This is a genomic window from Streptomyces sp. NPDC017676 (assembly GCF_044329325.1).
Classification (GTDB): Bacteria; Actinomycetota; Actinomycetes; order Streptomycetales; family Streptomycetaceae; genus Streptomyces.
Window position 1 is genome coordinate 41,466 of record NZ_JBIRJA010000029.1, and the last position, 21,013, is coordinate 62,478.

General features: G+C 67.5%; 16 protein-coding genes and 1 pseudogene. 8 read left to right on the top strand and 9 right to left on the bottom strand.

Going from position 1 to position 21,013, the window contains the following annotated elements; genetic code table 11:
* Positions 1–185: 185 nt before the first annotated feature.
* From ACH4LD_RS39830 to ACH4LD_RS39840, 3 genes are all read right to left on the bottom strand, one after another.
* Positions 186–758 (bottom strand): hypothetical protein, encoded by a 573-nt coding sequence (locus ACH4LD_RS39830; RefSeq protein ID WP_398057244.1) that lies wholly within the window; start codon positions 756–758, stop codon positions 186–188.
* Between the two features lie 268 nt (positions 759–1,026).
* A complete protein-coding gene (locus ACH4LD_RS39835) occupies positions 1,027–1,419 on the bottom strand; it encodes an SsgA family sporulation/cell division regulator (RefSeq protein ID WP_398057242.1) in 393 nt (130 codons plus the stop codon).
* Positions 1,420–1,546: 127 nt separating this feature from the next.
* Positions 1,547–2,158 carry a DUF308 domain-containing protein gene (locus ACH4LD_RS39840; protein WP_398057241.1) on the bottom strand — a complete coding sequence of 204 codons (612 nt, stop codon included), beginning with the start codon at positions 2,156–2,158 and terminating at the stop codon, positions 1,547–1,549.
* A 647-nt stretch (positions 2,159–2,805) separates the two neighbouring features.
* Between ACH4LD_RS39840 and ACH4LD_RS39845 the strand changes: the two genes are divergently transcribed.
* The 3 genes from ACH4LD_RS39845 to ACH4LD_RS39855 all read left to right on the top strand — a co-directional run bounded on the left by ACH4LD_RS39845 (position 2,806) and on the right by ACH4LD_RS39855 (position 8,084).
* Entirely contained in the window at positions 2,806–5,652 is a 2,847-nt protein-coding gene (locus ACH4LD_RS39845) for a LuxR C-terminal-related transcriptional regulator (RefSeq protein ID WP_398057240.1), read from the top strand.
* 153 nt (positions 5,653–5,805) lie between these two features.
* Complete coding sequence (locus tag ACH4LD_RS39850; protein WP_398057239.1) at positions 5,806–6,840, top strand: DUF4331 family protein; 1,035 nt, start codon at positions 5,806–5,808, stop codon at positions 6,838–6,840.
* A gap of 107 nt (positions 6,841–6,947) precedes the next feature.
* Positions 6,948–8,084, top strand: coding sequence for a HoxN/HupN/NixA family nickel/cobalt transporter (locus tag ACH4LD_RS39855; RefSeq protein WP_398057238.1), 1,137 nt, complete (start codon positions 6,948–6,950; stop codon positions 8,082–8,084).
* A 12-nt stretch (positions 8,085–8,096) separates the two neighbouring features.
* Here ACH4LD_RS39855 and ACH4LD_RS39860 read toward each other — a convergent pair whose 3' ends face one another.
* Together ACH4LD_RS39860 and ACH4LD_RS39865 are read right to left on the bottom strand one after the other, a co-directional pair.
* Positions 8,097–8,543: a hypothetical protein gene (locus ACH4LD_RS39860; RefSeq protein WP_398057237.1), complete on the bottom strand. Its 447-nt coding sequence runs from the start codon at positions 8,541–8,543 to the stop codon at positions 8,097–8,099.
* A 584-nt stretch (positions 8,544–9,127) separates the two neighbouring features.
* A pseudogene (locus ACH4LD_RS39865) lies at positions 9,128–9,966 on the bottom strand (IS630 family transposase); the annotation flags it as partial.
* Between the two features lie 2,950 nt (positions 9,967–12,916).
* Here ACH4LD_RS39865 and ACH4LD_RS39870 point away from each other — a divergent pair.
* From ACH4LD_RS39870 to ACH4LD_RS39885, 4 genes are all read left to right on the top strand, one after another.
* Complete coding sequence (locus ACH4LD_RS39870; protein WP_398057236.1) at positions 12,917–14,032, top strand: bifunctional DNA primase/polymerase; 1,116 nt, start codon at positions 12,917–12,919, stop codon at positions 14,030–14,032.
* A complete protein-coding gene (locus ACH4LD_RS39875; protein WP_398057235.1) occupies positions 14,029–15,549 on the top strand; it encodes a phage/plasmid primase, P4 family in 1,521 nt (506 codons plus the stop codon). The genes ACH4LD_RS39870 and ACH4LD_RS39875 overlap by 4 nt, the downstream gene beginning before the upstream one ends.
* Positions 15,546–15,947, top strand: a complete 402-nt coding sequence (locus ACH4LD_RS39880; protein WP_103810472.1) for a DUF6009 family protein — start codon at positions 15,546–15,548, stop codon at positions 15,945–15,947. The genes ACH4LD_RS39875 and ACH4LD_RS39880 overlap by 4 nt, the downstream gene beginning before the upstream one ends.
* A gap of 165 nt (positions 15,948–16,112) precedes the next feature.
* Entirely contained in the window at positions 16,113–16,454 is a 342-nt protein-coding gene (locus ACH4LD_RS39885; RefSeq protein ID WP_398057234.1) for an Lsr2 family protein, read from the top strand.
* 24 nt (positions 16,455–16,478) lie between these two features.
* Here ACH4LD_RS39885 and ACH4LD_RS39890 read toward each other — a convergent pair whose 3' ends face one another.
* Entirely contained in the window at positions 16,479–17,975 is a 1,497-nt protein-coding gene (locus ACH4LD_RS39890; RefSeq protein ID WP_398057233.1) for an MFS transporter, read from the bottom strand.
* A 400-nt stretch (positions 17,976–18,375) separates the two neighbouring features.
* Here ACH4LD_RS39890 and fdhD point away from each other — a divergent pair, with 400 nt between their 5' ends.
* Positions 18,376–19,203 (top strand): formate dehydrogenase accessory sulfurtransferase FdhD, encoded by an 828-nt coding sequence (gene fdhD / locus ACH4LD_RS39895; RefSeq protein WP_398057232.1) that lies wholly within the window; start codon positions 18,376–18,378, stop codon positions 19,201–19,203.
* On the opposite strand, the gene ACH4LD_RS39900 is transcribed toward fdhD, so the two are convergent.
* The 3 genes from ACH4LD_RS39900 to msrA form a co-directional block, all read right to left on the bottom strand.
* Complete coding sequence (locus ACH4LD_RS39900) at positions 19,099–19,644, bottom strand: hypothetical protein (protein WP_398057231.1); 546 nt, start codon at positions 19,642–19,644, stop codon at positions 19,099–19,101. The two genes, fdhD and ACH4LD_RS39900, sit on opposite strands and share 105 nt — an antisense overlap.
* A 128-nt stretch (positions 19,645–19,772) precedes the next feature.
* Positions 19,773–20,240, bottom strand: a complete 468-nt coding sequence (locus tag ACH4LD_RS39905; protein ID WP_398057230.1) for a DUF1348 family protein — start codon at positions 20,238–20,240, stop codon at positions 19,773–19,775.
* 144 nt (positions 20,241–20,384) lie between these two features.
* A complete protein-coding gene (gene msrA / locus ACH4LD_RS39910) occupies positions 20,385–20,912 on the bottom strand; it encodes a peptide-methionine (S)-S-oxide reductase MsrA (RefSeq protein ID WP_398057229.1) in 528 nt (175 codons plus the stop codon).
* Positions 20,913–21,013 lie beyond the last annotated feature (101 nt).

A 21,013-nucleotide genomic window follows, 5' to 3' on the forward strand; every position in this document is an offset into this window, starting at 1 on the left:
ACGCGGGGTTTCACTGGCTTTATCCTCTTTTACTCGACAGTCGTGGAGCATCCGTCAGATGACTGACACTGGTCGACCGGGCAGTGACCTGCTCATGACAATTCCCTGCTCGTTCCCACTGCAGGAGCGGGGCCACGCTCTCCCGATTGAGGAGCCTGGCCCCGCGGCCTGCGGAGCAGGCGCCGTCAGCCGTCGACCGCAGAGAGGCCGGTGGAGCCGTCCTCGCCGGCGTCGGTTCCCGCCATGCCATCTCCTGGGGGCTTCTCCAGACTCATGTAGAACACCGAGTGCCCCTGCTTGAGCCTCTGCGCGCTGCTCCGGGCGACGAGCCCCTCCAGCGTGGTGCGCACCACGGTCGTCTTGATGACGCGGTCCGGATGGGCCTCGCTCAGCGCGGCCGCGACCTCCGCCGCGGAACACGGTTCCGACTGTTCGGCAAGGTACCTCCGGATCAGGGCCACCAGGGTCGGTGTCTGCTGCTTCCTCCGCGTGGCGCCCGGTGCGGAGACGGCAGGCAGGTCATAGCCCTGGGAGGGGGACGACATGCGGACCTGTTGCAGGGGAATGCCACTTTCCAGGGCCTGCTGCATGGTCGCGAGTACGGTGTGGTCCCGTTGCAGGGTCAGCAGACGAGCCTGAAGTGCCTCGATCTCACTTCGGACCCTGTCCTGCTCCTGCACATTCTCTTCGAGGTCTCTGGAGAGCTGGGAACTGTAATGCGTCAGCAGCTCAGTGGTGGTCAGTTCGGCGTCAGGCATGCCGCAGACCCTCCTTGGTTCGGCTCTAGGACGAAGGCTCTATGTCGATGTGTGTCATGCGGTTACTGAGGGGGCGTGTCTCAGGCGCTCCCACAGATACTACGCCTCGTCCCATTGGCCGGGCTGGCCGGTCACACGCGGACTGTGTTACCGCTACACGAAAGTGAACCGACTGTCTGCCCTCGCGGAGTCAACTCACTGACTGCCGACACGCCGCGCCCGTGGTATTGACTTACTTCGGTTGTCGATTTGTGAAACCTGGACCACCTCACTGGATGAGCTGCGTCAGCTCGCCCCAGTCCACGCCCGCCATCTCCGCGCCGCGCGGCACCAGGCCGTAACAACCGGCGAGCCACTGGGCAACCGACTGAGCCGGCACCTCGAAGAGCGCCGTTCGGCCGGCGCGCGCGTTCCCGACCTGAATCCACAGGAAACGCCGGCCATCGGAGTGAACCGGCCACAACTCCACGTCACCCCGACCGGATCTGGCGGTGAGACCTTCTGTCAGCAAGTCACGGGCGAACACCCAGCGCACCGGATACTCCCCCTCCGAGTCGAAGATCAGAGTGACGGCCAGGGGGTCACCCGGGTCGAACGAGAACTCGCACATAATCGGCACGGGAAGTCGCCGGGCGATCCAGTGCGTGATCTCAACCCTCATGTGACACTTCGTCATTTCAAACCTCCTGTGGGCCGACCGGATCGCCCGCCGCGTCGCGCCGGGAATCATCTTGTGCAATGAAACGAATTACCGATGCGAAATGCGGGCATTGCAGCGAGCCGCCTATTCAGTGCAGCGTGCGCAGCGCCCTGCTGGGGCGGCGGAAGGCACCGACGGCCTCCACCAGGCCGGTAAGAATCAGGGCGAACCCGGCAAGATAGGTCAGTTGGCCAAGGGATGAGAAGGGAAAGGCGGTCATGAAGAGACCGACCGAGACGATCAGCGCGTTCAGCAGGTCGTCGTAGGCGACCACGTGACTGACCGAGGACGGCATCATCGACACCGCCATGGTGAAGCCGCGAAGGAGCAGACCGAAACCTGTCCACAGGCCCAGCAGGAACACGGAGTCGGCATGGCCGCGGAAGAAGGAGACCGCCAGGAACAGGACGAGGAGCCCACCGGCGGTCAGGAGCCAGCGCACGGGACGCGGCACCCTCGCCTCTTGCGCGGCGAACAGCTGGAGCACACCCTGTACAGCGAACTGCAGCCCGAAGACGATCCCCACCGTGGTGCGGGTCAGGCCCGGGGTCACCAGCAGGGTGGTGCCGACGCTCACGGAGATCAGGGCTCCGGCAAGCCTGGCGGCGCGGCGGCGCACTCGAAACCCGCGGAGCGCGCTCACCATCGCCCGGTGCGGAACAGACTGGTCCTCGAACCGCGCGGTCTGCAGCTGTGCCATCTGTTCACTTCCCGTTTCTCCGTGCCGTCCGCGAGCAGCGCGTCCGGCAGGGTCCTTATCGAGTCGTCGGTTCCACCGGCGACCATCCATCGTCAACAGTCACGTCCCGGTCCCTCTCCGTGTGGGCGGCCGATGCTCAGCCACCCGCGCGGAGAGGCCCGCCGGCCTAGCTGCCGAGACTGGCGTGACAGGTTCCCAGTGTCGCGACCGGTCCGCCGCCCCGGCTGTAGTGCGACCTCGACATCTCCCACGGGACATCCCGGCGCCCACCCTGGGGAGGACCCCACAGCCGAGTGGAGGGACCTGCGGCGACGCCCGCGCCACACACGGCCCATCGCACCCGGGGAAGGGGCGGTGAACCCGGTACGGAGCCGTCATGTGGGGTTGTCCCGACATCCGCCCTGGGGAGCGCCCGGACCACTTCTCAGGCGCTCTCGACAGCCAAGGGGACGCGGGATTGCCCACTATGTCTGATGACGCGGGGAAGGCCACACCCCCGGTACGGGGGACGGCGGCCTTGCACTCGATCGGCTGGCCGCGGGATCTCATGTGCCCGTCCTGCCCATCGGATGCCGGCTCCCGGCACTGACGCCTCACGGTCTCGTGCCCCCGTCGGTCGCAGTGAACACGGACCCCTGGAGGATGCCTTGAGCCAGGCGATTGACACCCTGAGAATAATGCCCGGCGCCGTCGCCGAGGCGACCTCGTTCCCCGTGCGCGGGCGCAGAGCGGAACAGGAGCGGCTCACTCAGTGGGTACGCAGGCACGTCCACCGCAACGGCGGCGGAGTGCTGTGGCTCGAGGGACCGGCCGGAGCGGGCAAGTCCCGCACCCTGGCCTTCGCCGGGAACGAAGCGGCCCTGGCCGGGGCGCATGTACTCACGGGCGCCGGGACGGCGGGCGGCAGGATGACTCCCCTGGCACCGCTGCTGGACGCTCTCGCTGTCGAGCCCGACGACCTCACCCACGGGCCGAGCGCCGGTGTCCCGGACCTTGAGGACACCTCCTACTGGCTGCTGCGCAAGGTCGCCGGCCGTCTGCGTGAACTCACCCGCGACCGGCCGGTCGTCGTGCTCGTCGACGACGTGCACGACTGCGACGACCTGACGCTGTTGGCCGTACGCACCCTCACGGTACAACTCGCAGGCCTACCGCTGCTGTGGGTACTCGCATCCCGGACCCATGCGGAAGCGCCAGCCGTGCGAGCACTGCGCCGGGACCTGTTCACCAGGAACGCGACGCAACTCGAACTGGGTCCGCTCGCACCGGACGCGATCCGGCAGATGACACAGGACCTCTTGGGCGCGCAGGCGGCCCTGGCGACGCCTTTTCTCTGCTACCTCGATGGACTCCCGGGAACGGTACGACAGTTGTGCGCGCACCTCCAGGACGTCTCTCCCGTCGCACAGGGCCCGGCCGCGGATACGGGTGGCGTGTGGGAGGTAACCTCCTGGCTGGTCACCCGCCGTCTCGACCAGCTCTCCGAGGACGCGCGGGAACTGGTGCTGATCGCCTCGGTGCTGGGTGACACGTTCACCGTCCAGCACTTGTCCCAGCTGCTGGACCGATCCGAACCCGCACTGCTCGCGCCGCTGCGTGAGGTCCTGGCGGCACGGCTGTTGCGGGCGGGTGACGACCGTCTGTCCTTCCCGCACGCGCCACTGCGCGATGCGGTCGCGGCAACGCTGCCCCGGCCCCTACGCCTCTCCGTCCGCAGACGCTCCGTCGAGGTCCGGGCGCGAGCGGGCGTGCCCATCGTGTCGCTGGCCGGCGAGCTGGTCGACGTCGCCGAACCAGGGGACGTCTGGGCAGGGCGTATCCTGCGGCAGGCCGCGCAGGAGCTGGCTTTCGTGGCACCTGGCACCGCGGCCCGGTATCTCCAGCAGGCTCTGGAGATCACCACGGAGCTGTGCCCCGAGCGTCAACGCCTTTCGGTGGAGCTCATTCCCTTGCTGTGGCAGGCGGGCGAGATCGCCGAGGCTCGTGATGTGGCGCGCGGCCTCGTCCAGACGCCGCCCGATCCCGTCGCCCACGCACGAGCCTGCTTGGAACTGACCCGTATGGGCAGTCAGTTCGATGTCCCCCGGCTCGACGCCCACATCCGTCACATCCATCGTCGACGTGACGTGCCGGTCCCGCTCAAGGACCAGTTGCTGTCGATGACCATGCTCAACCGCCTGCTCAGCGGCGATGCCGAGGAGGCCGGCGGTACCGTGGCAGAGACCCTGATGCGGACGCGCGGTGTGCACCCCGTCAGTGAACTGACGCATCGGACCCTGCAGTCGATCAACGCCGTTCACCGGCATCACTGGGCGGACGCCCTCAAGCACAGCGACGCGGCCACAGCGGGCCTCGCACACCTCGATCCCGGTCGGGCGGCCGCCCTTCCCGAGGTGGCCCTCACCACCAGCTGGCGCGCCTCTGTCCTGAGTGTGACCGGAGATGACCGGGGCGCCCTGGAGCTGGTGGAGGCGGCGGTCGAAGAGGCCGAACAGCACGGGCGACGCGCGCTCATACCCCTGTGGCGGACCACTCGGGCCCGCCTTCTGCTGGACACCGGGCAGTTGGCGGCCGCGGCACGGGATCTGGCAGCCGCCGAGGAGGCCGTCGCGGCCACCGGGCTTTCCTTCACCGGGGAGTCGGCGGCGCTGTGCACCAAGGCCCGGTTGGCCTTCCACCTCAGTGATGACGCGGGAATCGAAGCCTGCGCGGCACGGGCCGAGGAATTGCTGTCGAGTGCCGAACCGCAGCAGCGCCGGATCGGGGCATGGATCACCACAGTCACGACGGCTTGTCGTGGCGAGGAACTGACTGAGCGTCAACTACGAATTGCCAAGGCGCACTTGACGCGAGGATACGTTCACGTGGCTGGTATCGATGCCGGGGACGCGGTCCTGCTCGTTCGTGTCGCATTGGCTTCTGGAATGCGTGAAGTCGCCGCTTCTGTCGTGGAGTTCGCTGAGAGCCGGGCACAACGCAACCCGCGCTTCCCGCTCTTCGAGGTGACGGCCCGGCATGCGCGGGGACTTCTGGACGGCGACCGGTGCAGGATCGTGGAGGCGGCCGAGGGTTACGGGAACGGGCGCCCGCTGCTCAGATCCCAGGCGTGGGAGGACGCCGGCACGCTGATGGCCGACCCATCCGAAGCACAAGCCTGCTTCGAACGGGCACTGGAGGGGTACGAAGCATGCGGCGCCGAGCGCGACAGCCGGCGCGCGCGCAGCCGGTTGCGCAAGCTGGGTATCAAGCCCATCACTGCCGGCGGAGCACAGGACGCCGGATGGCGCGGACTGACGCCGTCGGAACTGGGCGTTGTGCGCCTGATCGCCCACGGCGCGACGAATCGACAGGCCGCGGAACGACTTTTCCTGTCGCCACACACAGTGAACACCCACGTACGTCACGCCTTCGAGAAGCTGGGCGTTCGGTCCCGGGTTCAGCTGGCTCGCCTGTACCTACGGGAAGTGGACCAAGAGGTCGCATTGTCCTCCTGAGCTGCGCAGGGCGATCGGCGGAGGGCTTGTCGGGTAAACCCCACATGGGCTGTGTGGGTGACGCTCAACCGACTCTGGAGCCATCTCGACAGATCGCGGTCCGTCATCTCAGCAGACTGTGGAGCACGGCTTCGACAAGAAAGCGAGAGCACCATGTCCCACCACCTCGACTCCCCCATCGCCCGCCAGGACCCGCGCCTGGACATCACGGACCTGTACGTCTTCCGAGGAGAGCAGGGCACCGTGTTCGTCACGGACCACAGCCACTCGCTGGCCGGCGAGGACATCCCCCGCGGCCTGCACCCGGAGGGCAAGTACGAGTTCAAGATCGATTCCAATGGCGACGCGATCGAAGACGTCACCTACCGCTTCACCTTCGCCGAGGCCGACACGAACGGCGTCCAGACCTATGAGGTGCGCCGGCTGGCCGGGCCCGATGCTCAGGACGACTTCGCCGAGGGGACGGTGATCGGCCGGGGCCGCACCGGCGAGACCCTGGAGCTGCCCGGTGGCAGCCGCGCCTGGGTCGGCAAGGCGGGCGATCCCTTCTGGATCGAGCCGGATGTCCTGCACGCCGTCGGTCACGCCTTCCAGGACGGGACCAAGGTCGACCTGTCCTCCTGGGACCCCGAGCGGGCGGCCAACCTGTTCGCCGGCCACACCGTGTACTCGATCGTCCTGGAGGTCGCTGACGAGGAGCTGCTGCCCATCGCCGGTGAGGACCGCAAGATCGATGTATGGGCCGTCGCCTTCCTGGCCACGGACGCCGGTGGCTGGCGTCCGATCAACCGGGCCGGCCTGCCGATGATCCACCCGCTCTTCACCCAGTACAACGAGACCCTCGGCGACCGGCTCAACGAGAACGTGCCGAGCGAGGACGTGGCGCTGTACGGCAAGGCCCTCACCGAGTCGGTCGCCGGCGTGGTCCGTGCCTACGGCACGGCCGAGGACCCCGAGGCATACGCCAAGACGGTGGTGGACCGGATCCTCCCCAACGTCCTGCCGTACGAGGTCGGCACCCCCGCATCGTACGGGTTCGCGCGGTGGAACGGCCGCACCCTGACGGACAACGCGCCGGACGTGATGTTCTCCTTCGCCAGCAACACCCCGGTGACCCTGGGCATCGGCAAGGAGTCGATCACCGCGAAGCCGTCGCAGACCTTCCCGTACGTGCCGTCGGCGGCCTGAACGGTCTGACGCACTGAGCCGTGCGGACCTGACGCAGGTCCGCACGGCTTTTCTCATGAGCGCACCCAGGCGCCAGCCGCGCCCGCACCCACGGAAGAGGAACCATCATGTCCGCTCCCACTCTGAGGCCACCCTCCTCCCCCGGCCGACTGTCCACAGTCCGTCGCTCGCTGACGAAGGCCGAGTGGTCGCGCCTGGGGGGCGTCTTCGCCGTCATCGCCGCCTTGCACATCATCGGCTGGGGCATCCTCATCACCGTTGTGGCCCCTCACCACTTCACCGTGGGGCAGAAGGGCTTCGGCGTGGGCATAGGCGTCACCGCCTACGTCCTCGGGATGCGGCACGCCTTCGACGCCGACCACATCGCGGCCATCGACAACACGACCCGGAAACTGATGAACTCCGAGAAACGGCCCCTGTCGGTCGGTTTCTGGTTCTCTCTGGGCCACTCCAGCATCGTGTTCGCCCTCTCCCTCCTCCTGGCGTTCGGGATCAAAGGCCTCGCCGGCCCGCTTCAGGACGACAACTCCACCCTGCACACCCTGACGAGCTGGATCGGCACCCTGGTCTCCGGGGCGTTCCTGTACGTCATCGCCCTCATCAACCTTCTCGCCCTGGTAGGCATCTGGAAGGTCTTCCGGGGCATGCGCTCCGGACACTACGACGAGACGGAACTGGAGGAGCACCTCAACAAGCGGGGATTTCTCAACCGGATACTCGGCACCCTGATGAAGTCGATCACCCGACCTTGGCAGATGTACCCGCTGGGCCTGCTCTTCGGGCTCGGCTTCGACACGGCGACGGAGATCGCCCTACTGGTCCTCGCCGGCTCCAGCGCCGCCTCCGGTCTGCCCTGGTACGCCATCCTCTGCCTGCCCGTCCTCTTCGCGGCCGGCATGTCCCTCCTCGACACTATCGACGGCACGTTCATGAACTTCGCCTACGGCTGGGCGTTCTCCAAACCGGTCCGCAAGGTCTACTACAACCTCACCATCACCGGCATGTCCGTCGCCGTAGCCCTCCTCATCGGTACCGTGGAACTGCTAGGCCTCCTTGCCGACAAGCTCGACCTGCACGGGGCCTTCTGGCAGTGGATCGGCGGCGTGAACCTCAACACCGTCGGCTTCATCATCGTCGGACTCTTCTTCGCCACCTGGGTCGTCGCCCTACTCGTCTGGAAGTGGGCGGGGGTCGAGGAGCGGTGGAGCCATAGCAGGACACCGTGGCGCGCCCCGGTTGAGTGAAGCGCCACCTGTCTATGCCACTGAATCACTGCCAACGGTGGGGGGCTGTGCGCCATGCGGCAACACAGAGCTGAAGATCTCCAGTAGGTCAGCCGGCATGCGGTAGCCCTGCACCTTCCCGAAGCCCGGCCCCACCGGTTTGACTGGAGGACGCATCCCCTCAGGCCACCAGCCCATGCGGACCCCTCGCTCCAGCGTCTGCTTCAACGCACCAGCGTGGCCACGCAAACTCGCGTCAGGAGTGAGTCGCAGTGCGTCCGCGGAGACAAAGCCCCCTCCTGCCACTGCACCCTGGATGATCCGCCGAGCCCGTGCAGGCAGCGACTCATAGAAGCGAGCCGCGCGCTCGTCATCCCAGTCGGAGTCCATCCGCACCTGATCGGCGTGCCTCGCCAACAAAGCCAGCAAGTCCCTCTGAAACTCCTTGCTGGGCTCCTTGACAGTCAGGATGATCTCCACCGATCCACCCACCCTCTCGTTTCATACGGTTTATTCACGTCTATTGTAACGGGCAGGTCATCCAGCGGACCGCGCAGCTGGGCTGGAACGGCTTGCGCGGTCTCCGATGGCCTCTGGAGACGCGATGCGGCGTAGACGAGGGGGCGAGTTATTACGCCGTAATAGCCAGCGGGGGTCTAGCCAGCTGGCCTTGAGGACACCGCCACCGCAGCACCGCTGTCCCGCAGCCACCGGCCGCTTCTCACTCCCACGAGTCGGCCAGAACTATTACGCCGTAATAGCAAGGAGCGGCCTACCGCGCCCGCCTGGCGAACAAGCGCGAGGACGAGGCGCCGGCTCACGCCAGCCGGGCGCGGGGCGATCGCGCCTCGACGGCCCCCTGCATCAGTACAGTCGGTGCACTGAGGGATCAGGGGAGCCCCGGTGCGCAAGAGAGACAGCAACGCTGACGGCCACAGCCAGCGGGCCGTGGCCGTCAGGTCAATACAGGCCGTGCTGTTCGGTGGCGGTGTCCTGCTAGTCGGATTCCGTATTTGGGAGCGAGAGCACAGCAGTCTTGGTGACTCACCTTCCGACCGACTCAGGGCCTCCGCTGACAGGGGCCGACCGCCCCAGCGGAGGCCTTTCTCGCTGCAGATGCGGGCGCGTTCTCGTCGTTCGGCGGCCAGGACATTGCCCAGTAGCGGATGTCGGCACCCTTGTGGACGGACAGGTTGTCCAGGAACACGTAGATCGGTGCGCCGTCGGGCCGGACGGCACGGATCGACTTCAGCGCGGCCAACGTGTTGGCGGCACTCCTTCTGCGGCGGTTGACGCCTCACCAGCGATCGTCGTCGACCGAGTAGCAGCCATGGAAGTAACGCACCTCATGGGTGCGGTGATAGGTGGCGGGCAGCCGGTCGGCCGCCCCTGTTCGCGTCAGCCTGAGCCCGCCGGGGGCGGATGCCGAGCGGGCCGAACTCGTCGAAGGCGGAGACCCGGTCCAGTAAGCGGTCCAGGACCTCCTCGATCCGGTCGGGCGGGGCGTCACGCTCGGGGTCCCGGGATTCCTCGCACGTCTTGGTGCGCTGGAAGGTGATACCGCAGCGGGCGAGCAGGCAACGTAATGCCTCGCGGCCGATGTGGATGGCCCGGCCGGAGGCTCTGTGCAGGTAGGCGACCAGCTTGCGCAGTGACCAGCGGGTGAAGGACTGGCCTAGCTCGGCCGATCTGGGGGTGTGGTCGTCGCCACGACGAATTCCTCGCCGTCAAGCTTGAGCCGGCGGGGACGGCCTCCCGCCCACTAAGCGACCAGACAGGCCAAGCCGATCTCCTTGAACCGGTGGCTCCCGTCCCGGACGGGGGCCTCGTCGGCGTGTACCAGCTGTACGATCACCGGCACACGGTTCCCGTCGGCCGAGACCAGCAGCATCATCGCCCATCGTGCGCCGGGGCAGCACGAGCCCGGTGCGATATCGGCGGGGGTCGGATCAGAGGTCACTGCATATTCAACCGCCGCAACCACCAACCTGGTGGACCTTCGTGGTCATAGCACCAGCCCTCTCACGACAACCGCGATCCGGCTACGTGCGGCGCTGCGAACCTGCCCACGCCATGATCCTGCGGGCACTGGCCTCGCCCCTGCCGATCGACTGGGCGGCAGGCAACTGCGCCTAGGGGCGGCCAGGGCGGGGGCCGCCGCCACCCACCCTGGCCGCGCTCGCCCCTCTCGCTCGGAACGCAAGCGGACCAACATGTGACTCGGTGACGGAACCGACGGCTATTACGACGTAATAATCAACCGGCCTTCGTTCAGGATCAGGTGGCGCAGCAGCCCGTTTCGGAAGAGTTCCCGGTCCTGCCGTCGTCTCAGGTGTATTCCAACGTGGAGTAGGTGGTCAGCAGGATGTCCGGTGGCATCTCTTGCATCAGGGCGCGCGGTCAGGCGCAGGCGTCGTGCCCGTGTAGACCCCGCAGGTCGGCTCCAGCGTCTCGCACGCTGTCTTGAGCCGGTCCTCCTGGCGTTGACACAGCCTTCATCGGGTACAGCGCAAACGCCTCCAGCGCGACCTCCGAGCTGACAGCGCCACAACGTCCAAGTGAGTCGGCAGGCCGCCGAATGGGGGAACGGAACGATGAACGAAGCGGACGAGCACCCGCTGAGCCCGGCAGTACGCCTCTGGCTCGGCAGCTATCAAATTTGATCTTTAACCTTGCCGCTGTTTCAGGCATACATGCTCAATGCGTGCTTCAACTCGCTTCACGGTCTTCCGGGCTCGTGGCAGGGAGCCGGCCTACAACTCTTCGAACGAGGGCTGTCCCGGTCCAGGCCGCGTGTGTCTCGGCACGCTGACGGGACACGTACTTTTCATCTGGAGGTGCCAAACCCCCGGCGAATCCGGCAGGAGGACGGCACAGATGTTCAGCGAGGGCGCGGGCAAGGCGGAGCTGGGTGTGAGCGGCGCTGATCAGCAGGTCCACGGTTGGCGGTATGCGGATCGCGGACCTTCGGCACCGTCCAGCTCAGGGTCTGGCTCTTCAAGTCGAATCGCGGCGGAAGGCCCGTCGGCGGAGAACGACGTCCGCGCGGGTCATGCCAGTCCGACATGACTACAGCCAGACCCTGGCGGGGCGCGGTCGCCGGGCAGTTGCTCGACCTACAGCCTGATCAACATGCCGTGATCAAGAGGGGAGCAGGTGGTGTCACAAACCGTGACAGCGGCGGGGCCGTGCCACGTTACGGACTTGGCGAAGACGAGGACGTCTCCGTGTTCCGTGGGGCGGTCCGCCTCATGGGGGAGCGGCGGAGGCCTGCGGCGAGGAGGGTGGCCCGGTCCACGCACAGCGGCCGACCGGCTCAAACGGGCAGGTCGGTCAGGACGGAAACAAGACAGCTGACGTCTTAGCCGGTGTCCAGGACGATGCGAAGGTAGGAGTCTCCTGGGTGCCACTGTCCCCGCTCGCACAAGCCGAGTCATGACCTCGCGGAGCACAGTAGCGGTCCGGGACGGCCGTCGGCCTCCAGGACGGCGACGGAGGAGGAGGGCGAATCGGGGATCACCTGATCCGCGCTGCAACCCCGCCCATAGACGTGGAAAAACAGCAGTGCCAGGGAGAAGACGTCGGACCGCAGCCAGTCGCTGCTGTCGGCCACCCGGACGATCCGCCCGCCGGCTACGGTCGCAGTGGCGTTGAGGCCAGCAGTCTGCGCAGGCAGCCTGGCTCGGGCAACCTTGGTTGACCGCGTCGTACATCACTCCCGTTCCCACGCCGGGGCTCGACCGCGAGGCAACTGGCCCGTCCGTAGACAAGGCCGCTCCGGCCACCTCGAAGGCTGCATCCGCACAAAGCACCTGCGGGCTGTTCAGGGAAATCTTCACCAGAGACCGATCCGTCACGCGACGTTCCTCGACACAAGAGCGGCCGTCCTGCTGGCTCCGAGACAGGGCGGGCACCCCACCCCGTGCTCGACCACCACCTGAACCGATTCAACGACCGTTCCAGGAGAAGCGAAGATTAACGATGAACTATCGTGCGGTGTCCGGCAGGTAACCAATCCGGGTGGCACACCGACTCGCAGAACGGCTCCTGCAGCGGTCCAGTCGGTAGCCGCACAGGGAGACTGGGACATGCATGGGATCAGCCAGGGGCGGGGCATGTCATCCGGACAGCTGTGTGGTACAATCCTGACGCCCATTTCTGTGCAAGCTACCCGCAGTCGGCGGTGCGCCACAGTCAGCGCCACGCAGCCGCACCGGTACGCCCGCACTGCCCCTCGCCCCTCCCGTTCCTGACTCCCGACCAAGACCGCCCCCACACCGGAACCAACGTGCGGGGAGCCAGGAGGTTACGCCCGGCGGGGGAGCGACTCCAGCGACCGAAGCGACCGAACCTGAACATCTACCCGGCGCGTCCCCTCTTGGTCCGTCGGCGTTCAGTCGCTGCCTCCTGAAGGCTGCCGCACAGGCTCCAAAACGCAGCGACTGAAGCTCAGCGACTGTGAGACCCCTTCGGTAGCTGAGTCGCTGATCAGCAGAAGCCCAGGTCAGAGGGGGTAGACCGCGTCTGACAGCGACTGTAGCGACCGACGGTTGCCATATATGAAGGGGTTATGCGTGTGCGTGTGCGCGTCATAGATAGAAACCTTCAGTCGCTACAGTCGCTAATCTCCCCGGCGTGCCCGCTTTGACCTGGGCTTTTCTGAGCGACCCAACCGCAGCGACTGAAGTTGCTCAGTCGCTCGCTGTTCAGTCTCAGTCGCTCCGCGTGGCAGCGGTTCCCTGGCAGCCCGACTTGCCCGCGTCTCCCCAGGTGGGCATTCCATGCTCCCCGCGCTCACGTTCGCTAATCTGTGTGCGTCACTGGGTAGCTTCGGTCGCTGGTAGGGGGTGCGTATGTCCGCTGAACTGGGCTTTTCCACCAGCGACTCAAATCAGGCCTACCGGCAGCCTTCAGTCGCTGCCTCCGCCCTGGCGACAGCCCGCTGGTGCGCCCGCCGGGGGTGGCCCGTCCACCCGCTGGCTCCTGGCCGCAAGACGCCGGCCGCCAACTGCGCGGCCTGCCGGGCCACTCCGCACTCCGCCGCCGAGTGTGCCTGTCTGCCGCTCGGTCGCTGGTGTCACGGCTTCCACGCGGCGACGCTGGATCAGCACCGCATCGGCCAATGGTGGGGGACCCGCCCGGACTTCGGGGTGGGAGTCGCCTGCGGCCCGGCCAACCTGGTGGTCATCGACATCGACGCACACGCCGTTCAGCCGCCGGACAGGAACCGCATCCTGCCGGGTATCGCCATCGGCGAGCAGGTCGATCTCAGCGGCCTGTCGAACGGCTTCCACACCCTCGCCGTACTCGCGGCCCTCCGGGACCGGGAAAGCCCGGCAGACGACGAGACGACGCTGCGGGTACGCACCCCGTCGGGCGGAATGCACGTCTGGTACCGGGCCGGGGACTACCGCCGCTGGCAGTGCTCGTCAGGGTCCGGCAAGGGGCGTGCCCTCGCCTGGCAGGTCGATGTGCGGGCGCACGGTGGCTACATCGTTGCCCCGGGCACCGTGACCGCCGCGGGCACGTACACTCCCATCGGAAGCGTCCGGGAACCCGCGGAGCTTCCCAAGTGGCTGGAGCAGGAACTGGAGCGCACCGGCCACTTGCCCGCACCCAACATCCCGGCACCGCGCCCGGTGCCGCCCAGGGCCCAGCAGGCGGTCCGAGCGGCGGGTGGGGGAGCGACCGGTGTGGAACGGGCACTGAAAGCCGTTCTGGCGCCCGTGTGGGCGTGCGGGAGGCTGGTGGAGGGCGCCGGCTTCTCGGAAGCCCTGAACCGTGCCGCATACACCCTCGGAGGGCTCGTGGCGGCCGGACGCGTGACGAAGGCGGAGGCCGAGCACATCCTTACCGAGGCCGCCGAGGCAGTCAGGCCTGGACAACGCCGTCGCGCCGAGGCGATCATCAGCAGCGGTCTGACAGCCGGTTCCAAACGACCCCTGTACCACGGCGGGGGACACCTGTGACATCGCCGAGCAACCCGAAACTGTTCGACTTCGATCCCGCCGCGGTAGCGGCCCAGATCCGAAGCCAGGTCGCCGTACCGCTTCCGGCGCAGAACGACTCGGGCAGGGTGAACGATCCCCGGGTCACCGCCGCGGGACTGCTTCCCGACACGTTGTCGGACCGGGGCAACGCCAAGCTCTTCGTGAAGCTGTACGCCAACGACTACCGGCATGTCCCGGGCATCGGCTGGTACCGGTGGGACACCACCCGTTGGCAGATCGACGAGGACGACACGGTCCTGTGGGCGGCCGGTGACCTCGCGGAGAACATCGCCTTGCAGGATCCGCGGGGTGTGTTCAGCTCGGGGTCCCTCCAGCAGCACCGCAAGCGCGCGCTGTCCACGGCGGGCATCAACGCCATGCTGGCCCAGGCGAAGTCGGCCCCCGGCATGGTCCTCAACGCGGCACGGCTCGACGCCGACCCGTACGCCCTGTGCACGCCCGACGGGATCGTCGATCTGAAGACCGGGTTGATCAAGGCCCCCGACCCGAACAAGGACTTCCACTCCCGTTCGACCACGGTGGGTCCCCAGCACGTGGCCACCCCCCGGTGGAACCGGTTCCTGACCGACACCTTCGGCGACGACGCCGAAGGAGCCGAGATGATCGATTTTCTCCAGCTACTGCTCGGTTATTCCGTTACCGGTGACGTCGGTGGGCAGGTGCTCCCGTTCCTTTTCGGCTCGGGAAAAAACGGCAAGTCGGTTCTTCTGGATGTTTTGATGCGGTTGCTCGGCGATTACGCCGATGCCGCGCCGCCCGGGTTCCTCATGGCTCGTCCCTATGAAGGTCATCCCACTGATTTGGCGGAACTTCACGGCCGTCGGGTGATCGTCTGTTCCGAGGTGAAACCCGGGGACAAGTTCGACGAGGCCAGGGTCAAGCTGCTGACCGGCGGTGACCGCATCAAGGCCCGGCGTATGCGGCAGGACTTCTTCAGTTTCCAGCCCACTCACAAGCTCTGGCTGCTCGGCAACCATCGCCCGGAGGTCGGCACGGGTGGCTTCGCCTTCTGGCGCCGTATGCGGCTCATCCCTTTCGAGCGGGTGGTCTCCGACGACCGGAAGATCGACAACCTGGCCGACATCCTCGTCACGGAGGAGGGACCCGGCATCCTAGGCTGGCTCATCGACGGGGCACGCCGTTACCTGGAGGGCTCCCGGGATCTCACGGGCCCGGAGCGGGTAAGGATCGCCACGAACGCCTACGCCGAGACGGAGGACCACACGGGCCGGTTCTTCGAGGAGTGCTGTGTCCTGTCCGCCGATCTCCGCACCGAGCAGACGGGCCTCTACAAGGCGTACAAGGACTGGTGCCACAATGAGGGAGTGCCACCCATGTCTTCTCGTGCCTTCGCCGCACGGGCCCGAGAACTCGTCGGATTGGCGTCGCCGAAGGAGATGATCCTGTCCAACCAGCGGAAGTACTACCCGGGTATCGGTCTGCTCACCGGCGAGGAGAGGGAAGCCGTCGCATGAGCTCCTTGATCACCGAAGACGAGATCAGCCACGAGACGGATCTCGTCTGGCTGGAAGACATCGGACAGCTGGACTACGTTCGGCAGAGTCTCGACCGGCTGCCCACCCGCAGGGGCAAACCGGCGTACCACCGTGACGGGCGCATGGTCGGTTACGCCTGTCTGGGCACCGAGGCGAAGCCGTCGCGCTCCTCGGGGACGTTCAGGCGCCGGGTGTTCTGGCTGCTTCCCCACGACCGTGACAGCGAGCCGGAGGGGCTCTACGCCAAGGGAGCGCCCGCCGAGGCCGTCGATCCCCGCACCCTGTCGGCGCGGGTGAAGGGCTACAAGACGGAACGCTCCGAGGGCGGCCCGCCGTCCAGCGCCATGCAGGAACTCGGGATAACTCTCCCGCTGTGAGACCCAATCTCCGTACAGGTGAATACCTCAGCCTGTGACAGGGTGTATGTATCGCGTCCCGTCTGGCAGGCCGTGTATCGGCGCAGGAGGCTTAACATATTCGGGAGAAACCGAGTAACCGAGGTATGTGCAGCCGAACTCTCGGTCCTCCGGAGGAGATGCTCAATGGCGCGGGCTACCATCACTGTCTATACGGATGATCTCACAGGTGCGACAGGCGACGATATCTCGGCGCACTCGTTCAGTATCGACGGCGTCAATTATGAAATAGACCTGGCCCCCGAGGGTCATCAGAAGCTGCTGGACGCGCTCGCCCCCTTCGTCGAAGCGGCCCGTCGTACCGGCGGCTTCATTCCCAGGGGGCGCCGGCCATCGGTACGACGTGATGCTTCGAGGGCCGCCCGGATCAGGGAGTGGGCCAGGAGCCAGGGCATCGAGGTCAACGCCCGGGGGCTGGTCCGACAGGACGTCGTCGACCAGTACGAGGCGGCCACGGCCGACCGCTAGGGTGCGGACCGTGGCCGTCGCCGTTCAGGCGTCCACAGGGGCTTCGCCGCCGGGCGTCCGTGGTGTGCGGGGCTGGTCCTCCCCCCGGTCGGTACGCCAGTCCGTCACCGCGAGGACCAGCGCTACCAGGACCGCGAGGATGCCCGCGCCCACCGACAGGGCGACCGCGGCGGACGGACCGTCGTGCTCGCCCTTCGCCAGGTAGTACAGCCCGGGCAGGACGGCCGTACCGATGGCGCCGCCCAGCCGCTGGCCCGTCTGGAGCGCGCCACCGGCAACCCCCGCCATGCGTACGGGGACCTCGCGCAGGGTCATCGTCACGTTGGGGGAGATGACAAAGCCGCTGCCGATTCCGCTCACCAGGAGCGCCGGTACCACCGTCCAGATCGCGGTGCCCGCCGGGACCAGCCACAGCAGCAGCGCGGTCGCCGTCAGTCCCGCAGTCACCGAGACCAGGCCCAGGACCGTCAGCAGCCTGCCCAGGCGCTCCACGAGCCGGCTGGCGACCACGGCGGCCGCCGCGGAACCGAACGCGAAGGGCGTCACGGCCAGTCCGGACTCCAGCGGCGAATACCCCAGCGCGTCCTGGAAGTAGAGGGCGAACACCAGCCAGATGCCGCTGAAGCCGACGAAGTAGACGGTGGCCAGCGCGGTCCCCGCCGCGTACCCGCGGACCCCGCGCATCAACTGCGGCTCCACCAGGGGTTCCAGGCCGCGAGCCGAGACACGGCCCTCCCAGCGGGCGAAGCCGTACAGGAGCACTGCACCGACGGGAAACAGCCACCACATGCGGCGGAGCCCGCCGGCATCGGCCTCGACGAGCGGCAGCATCAGCGCCAGGACCCCGGCCCCCAGCAGGCCCACTCCGACCAGGTCCAAGTGCCCGCGCTCGCCGGGAGCAGACCTCGGCAGCAGATGACGGCCCAGGAGCAGTGCGACCACGCCGATGGGCACGTTGACGTAGAAGATCCACCGCCAGCCGTCCGTGCCCGTGGCCAGGGCGAGGATGATGCCGCCGGTGATGGGGCCGACGGCGCTGGAGATGCCCACCGTGGCGCTGAACAGGCCGAAGGCGCGGGCTCGTTCGGAGCCGGTGAAGAGCTGCTGGATCAGGGCGGAGTTCTGCGGTGCCAGGAAGCCGGCCGAGACGCCCTGGGCGAGCCGCGCCACGACGACGAGGCCGATCGTGGGGGCGGCGCCGACGGCCGCGCTGCACAGGACGAAGGCGGACAGCGAGACCAGGAAGATCCGCCGACGGCCCATGGCGTCGCCCAGCCGCCCCGCCACCACCAGGGCGAGGGCGAAGGTGAGCGCGTAGCCCGACACCACCCACTGCACCGACGACGGTCTGGCGCCCAGGTCGCGCTGCATGGAGGGCAGGGCCACGGACACGATCGTCACGTCCAGCAGGATCATGAAACCGGCGACCAGGGTGACCCAGAGGGCGTGCCACCGGTAGGGATCCGGTCCGGGGGCCTGCTGTGTGTCCGGCTGGGTGCCGGTGCGGGGCAGAGAGCTCACCGCGACTCCTTTCACCGTGGCTTTGCAGTGTGCTCAGAGTCCGCGCCCTGGGGCATCGCACGAATATGTGCTTCGGCGCGGGCGCCCCGGCTGTTTCGGCGCAGGAGTGCGCGCCGTCAAATGACGGATGCTCCGGCGGCAGGCCCCCGTCTAAGTTGAAGGGGTACGACGCAGTGTTCGTGCTCCACGGAGGGCCCGGGGAGCGGTCCTTCTCAGAGTGAGGCAGGCGGTCGTGCGGCAGGCTTCTCACGCCACGACCTCCCCGGCCGAAAAGACCGGCGGTAACCAGTCCGGCAGGTACGCGCGTGAGCGCCGGACGCCCGCTGTCTCACTCCGCGGTCCTCGCGGGGCACGGCCGCGTGCGTGACAAGCCATCCGGACACGGTGAGGACGTTCATCGATGGGAAGAGCAGCGGTCAGCCGCAAGGTCGTCAGGGTGCGTCAGGGGAACGTCTCGTCCAGGGCGGACACGGTGGCCGCCGAAGAGCCGCTGGAGATCCGTCTGAACGGGGAGGCGCTGGCCATCACGATGCGCACGCCCGGCGACGACTTCGCGCTGGCGGCCGGGTTCCTCGTCAGCGAGGGGGTGCTCGGCTCGGTCGAGGACCTGCGGACCATCGCCTACTGTGCCGGTGCCACCGAGGACGGGCGCAACACCTACAACGTGGTCGACGTACGGACGGCGGAGGGGGTCGCACCCGACCGGTTCACGCTGCAACGCAACTTCTACACCACCTCCTCCTGCGGTCTGTGCGGCAAGGCGAGCCTCGACGCCGTGCGGACCACCGCCCGCTGGCCGTTGGCCGACGACCCCTCCCTCACCCTGTCCCCCCGGCTGCTGGCCTCGCTGCCGGAGCGTTTGCGGGAAGGACAGAAGGTGTTCTCCCGGACCGGCGGACTGCACGCGGCCGGGCTCTTCGACGAACAGGGGACCCTGCTGGACCTCCAGGAGGACGTCGGCCGCCACAACGCGGTCGACAAACTGGTCGGACGGGCTTTCCAGAAGGGCCTGTTGCCGCTCTCCCGGTCCGTGCTGATGGTGTCGGGGCGGGCCTCGTTCGAACTGGTGCAGAAGGCCGTCATGGCCGGCATCCCGGTTCTCGCGGCGGTTTCCGCCCCCTCGTCACTGGCGTGTGACCTCGCCGACGAGACGGGTATGACGCTCGTCGGCTTCCTCCGCGGTGACTCCATGAACATCTACAGTGGCGAAGGGCGGATCGGGCTCTGACGTCGGCAGAGCACAGGGATCTGCCAGTAGTGGTGGTACGGCGGTCAGCACGCTCCGGCCGCCGTCCTGCTGGACCACCCAGGCCGAACACACCGAGCGGTACGACGACACCGCCCGTAACACGAGGAAGCGTGTGTCCTGTCGGTCCAGGGCGGTGAGATCCAGCCCGGTGACCGGCTGGGCGAAGAGTTCGTCGAAGTACCGGCGCGCGTACTCGGGCCCCGCGGTGTCGCTGCCGAACAGTCGCTCGAACGCCGTCGGGTCATGAGCCCGGACGGCGTCCCTCGCCTCGGTCAGCAACTGTGACGAGTTGGCGGCCCCGCGCTGCTGCGGGGTGTGACCGGTCTGTCGTTCGATGCAGTAGCAGATCACCGCGAGCCATGCGGCGAAGACGCCGAACACCACCCAGGTCCACGGAATTCTCGGTCTGCGGCCGGGCATTGCAATATCTCCAGTCGGTGCGGGGCTCGGTGGGACCAGCCTGGTGCGGTGAGAAGGAAAATCCTCAGGCCCTGTCGTCGAACTCCCGTGTGCCGCGCTCCAGGCGGACGGGAGTTCGACGACAGGGCCTAGTGCAGGGGGAAGTCGTGCTCGGGTCCGCGTTCGGTCGCCGGCCGAGGGCCGAAGAAGCGCCGACCGGACTCGGTGATCTCCACGTCGTTGATGCTGGCCTCACGCCTGCGCATCAGCCCGTGATCGTCGAACTCCCACAGCTCGTTGCCGTAGCTGCGGAACCACTGGCCCTCCCGGTCGTGCCACTCGTACTGGAAGCGCACGGCTATGCGACGGTCGTCGTACGCCCAGAGACTCTTGCGCAGCACGTAGTCGAGTTCCCGCTCCCACTTGGCGGTGAGGAACTCGATGATGGCGGTCCGTCCCCTGATGAACTCGTCACGGTTGCGCCAGACCGAGTCCGTCGTGTACGCCAGGGCGACCCTGTGCGGATCCCGGCTGTTCCACGCGTCCTCGGCGGCCTGCACCTTGGCCCAGGCGTCGTCCCGGTCGAACGGCGGGAACGGGGGGCGTGATTCCGTCATGTCTGTGCTCTCCTTCGAACGGATGGGAGGACGCGTGCTACGCGAGGGGGGTGTCACCGGGCACTCTTCCCATCCCTCACGAGTGCCCGGTGACCAGCCGCGGCGCCCCACCCACGATGCCGGGGCCCGCGGCCGACAGGGGGGTCAGGCCGCTCCTGACCGTTGGTCGTGCCGCTGCGCGTCGGAGAGCCGCCATTCCGGGCGTACCCAGTGGCAGGTGTATCCGCCGGGATGCTTGCGCAGGTAGTCCTGGTGCTCCTCCTCGGCGGACCAGAAGGGGCCGGCCGGTTCCACCTCCGTCACCACCTTGCCTGGCCAGCGGCCTGAGGCGTCGATGTCGGCGATCGTCCGCAGAGCGGTACGCCGCTGCTCGTCGTTCGTGTAGAAGATGGCCGAGCGGTAGCTGCGTCCGATGTCGTTGCCCTGCCGGTTGCGGGTGGTGGGGTCGTGGAACTGGAAGAAGAACTCCAGAAGCTCGCGGTACGGCAGACGCTGCGGATCGAAGACGATCTCCACCGCCTCCGCGTGGTCGCCGTGGTTGCGGTAGGTCGCGTGCGGAGTGTCGCCACCGGTGTATCCCACCCGCGTGCGCAGGACGCCGGGAAGGTCCCGCAGGAGTTCCTGGGCGCCCCAGAAGCACCCGCCCGCAAGGAGCGCGCGTTCAGTTGCCATGCTTCAACACACCTTCGATCCATCCTTGCGTTTCTCTGGTCACGTCCGGCCACCGGGCCTGGGAACGCTCCGATGGCCGGACGCCTTCGCGCGGCTGACGC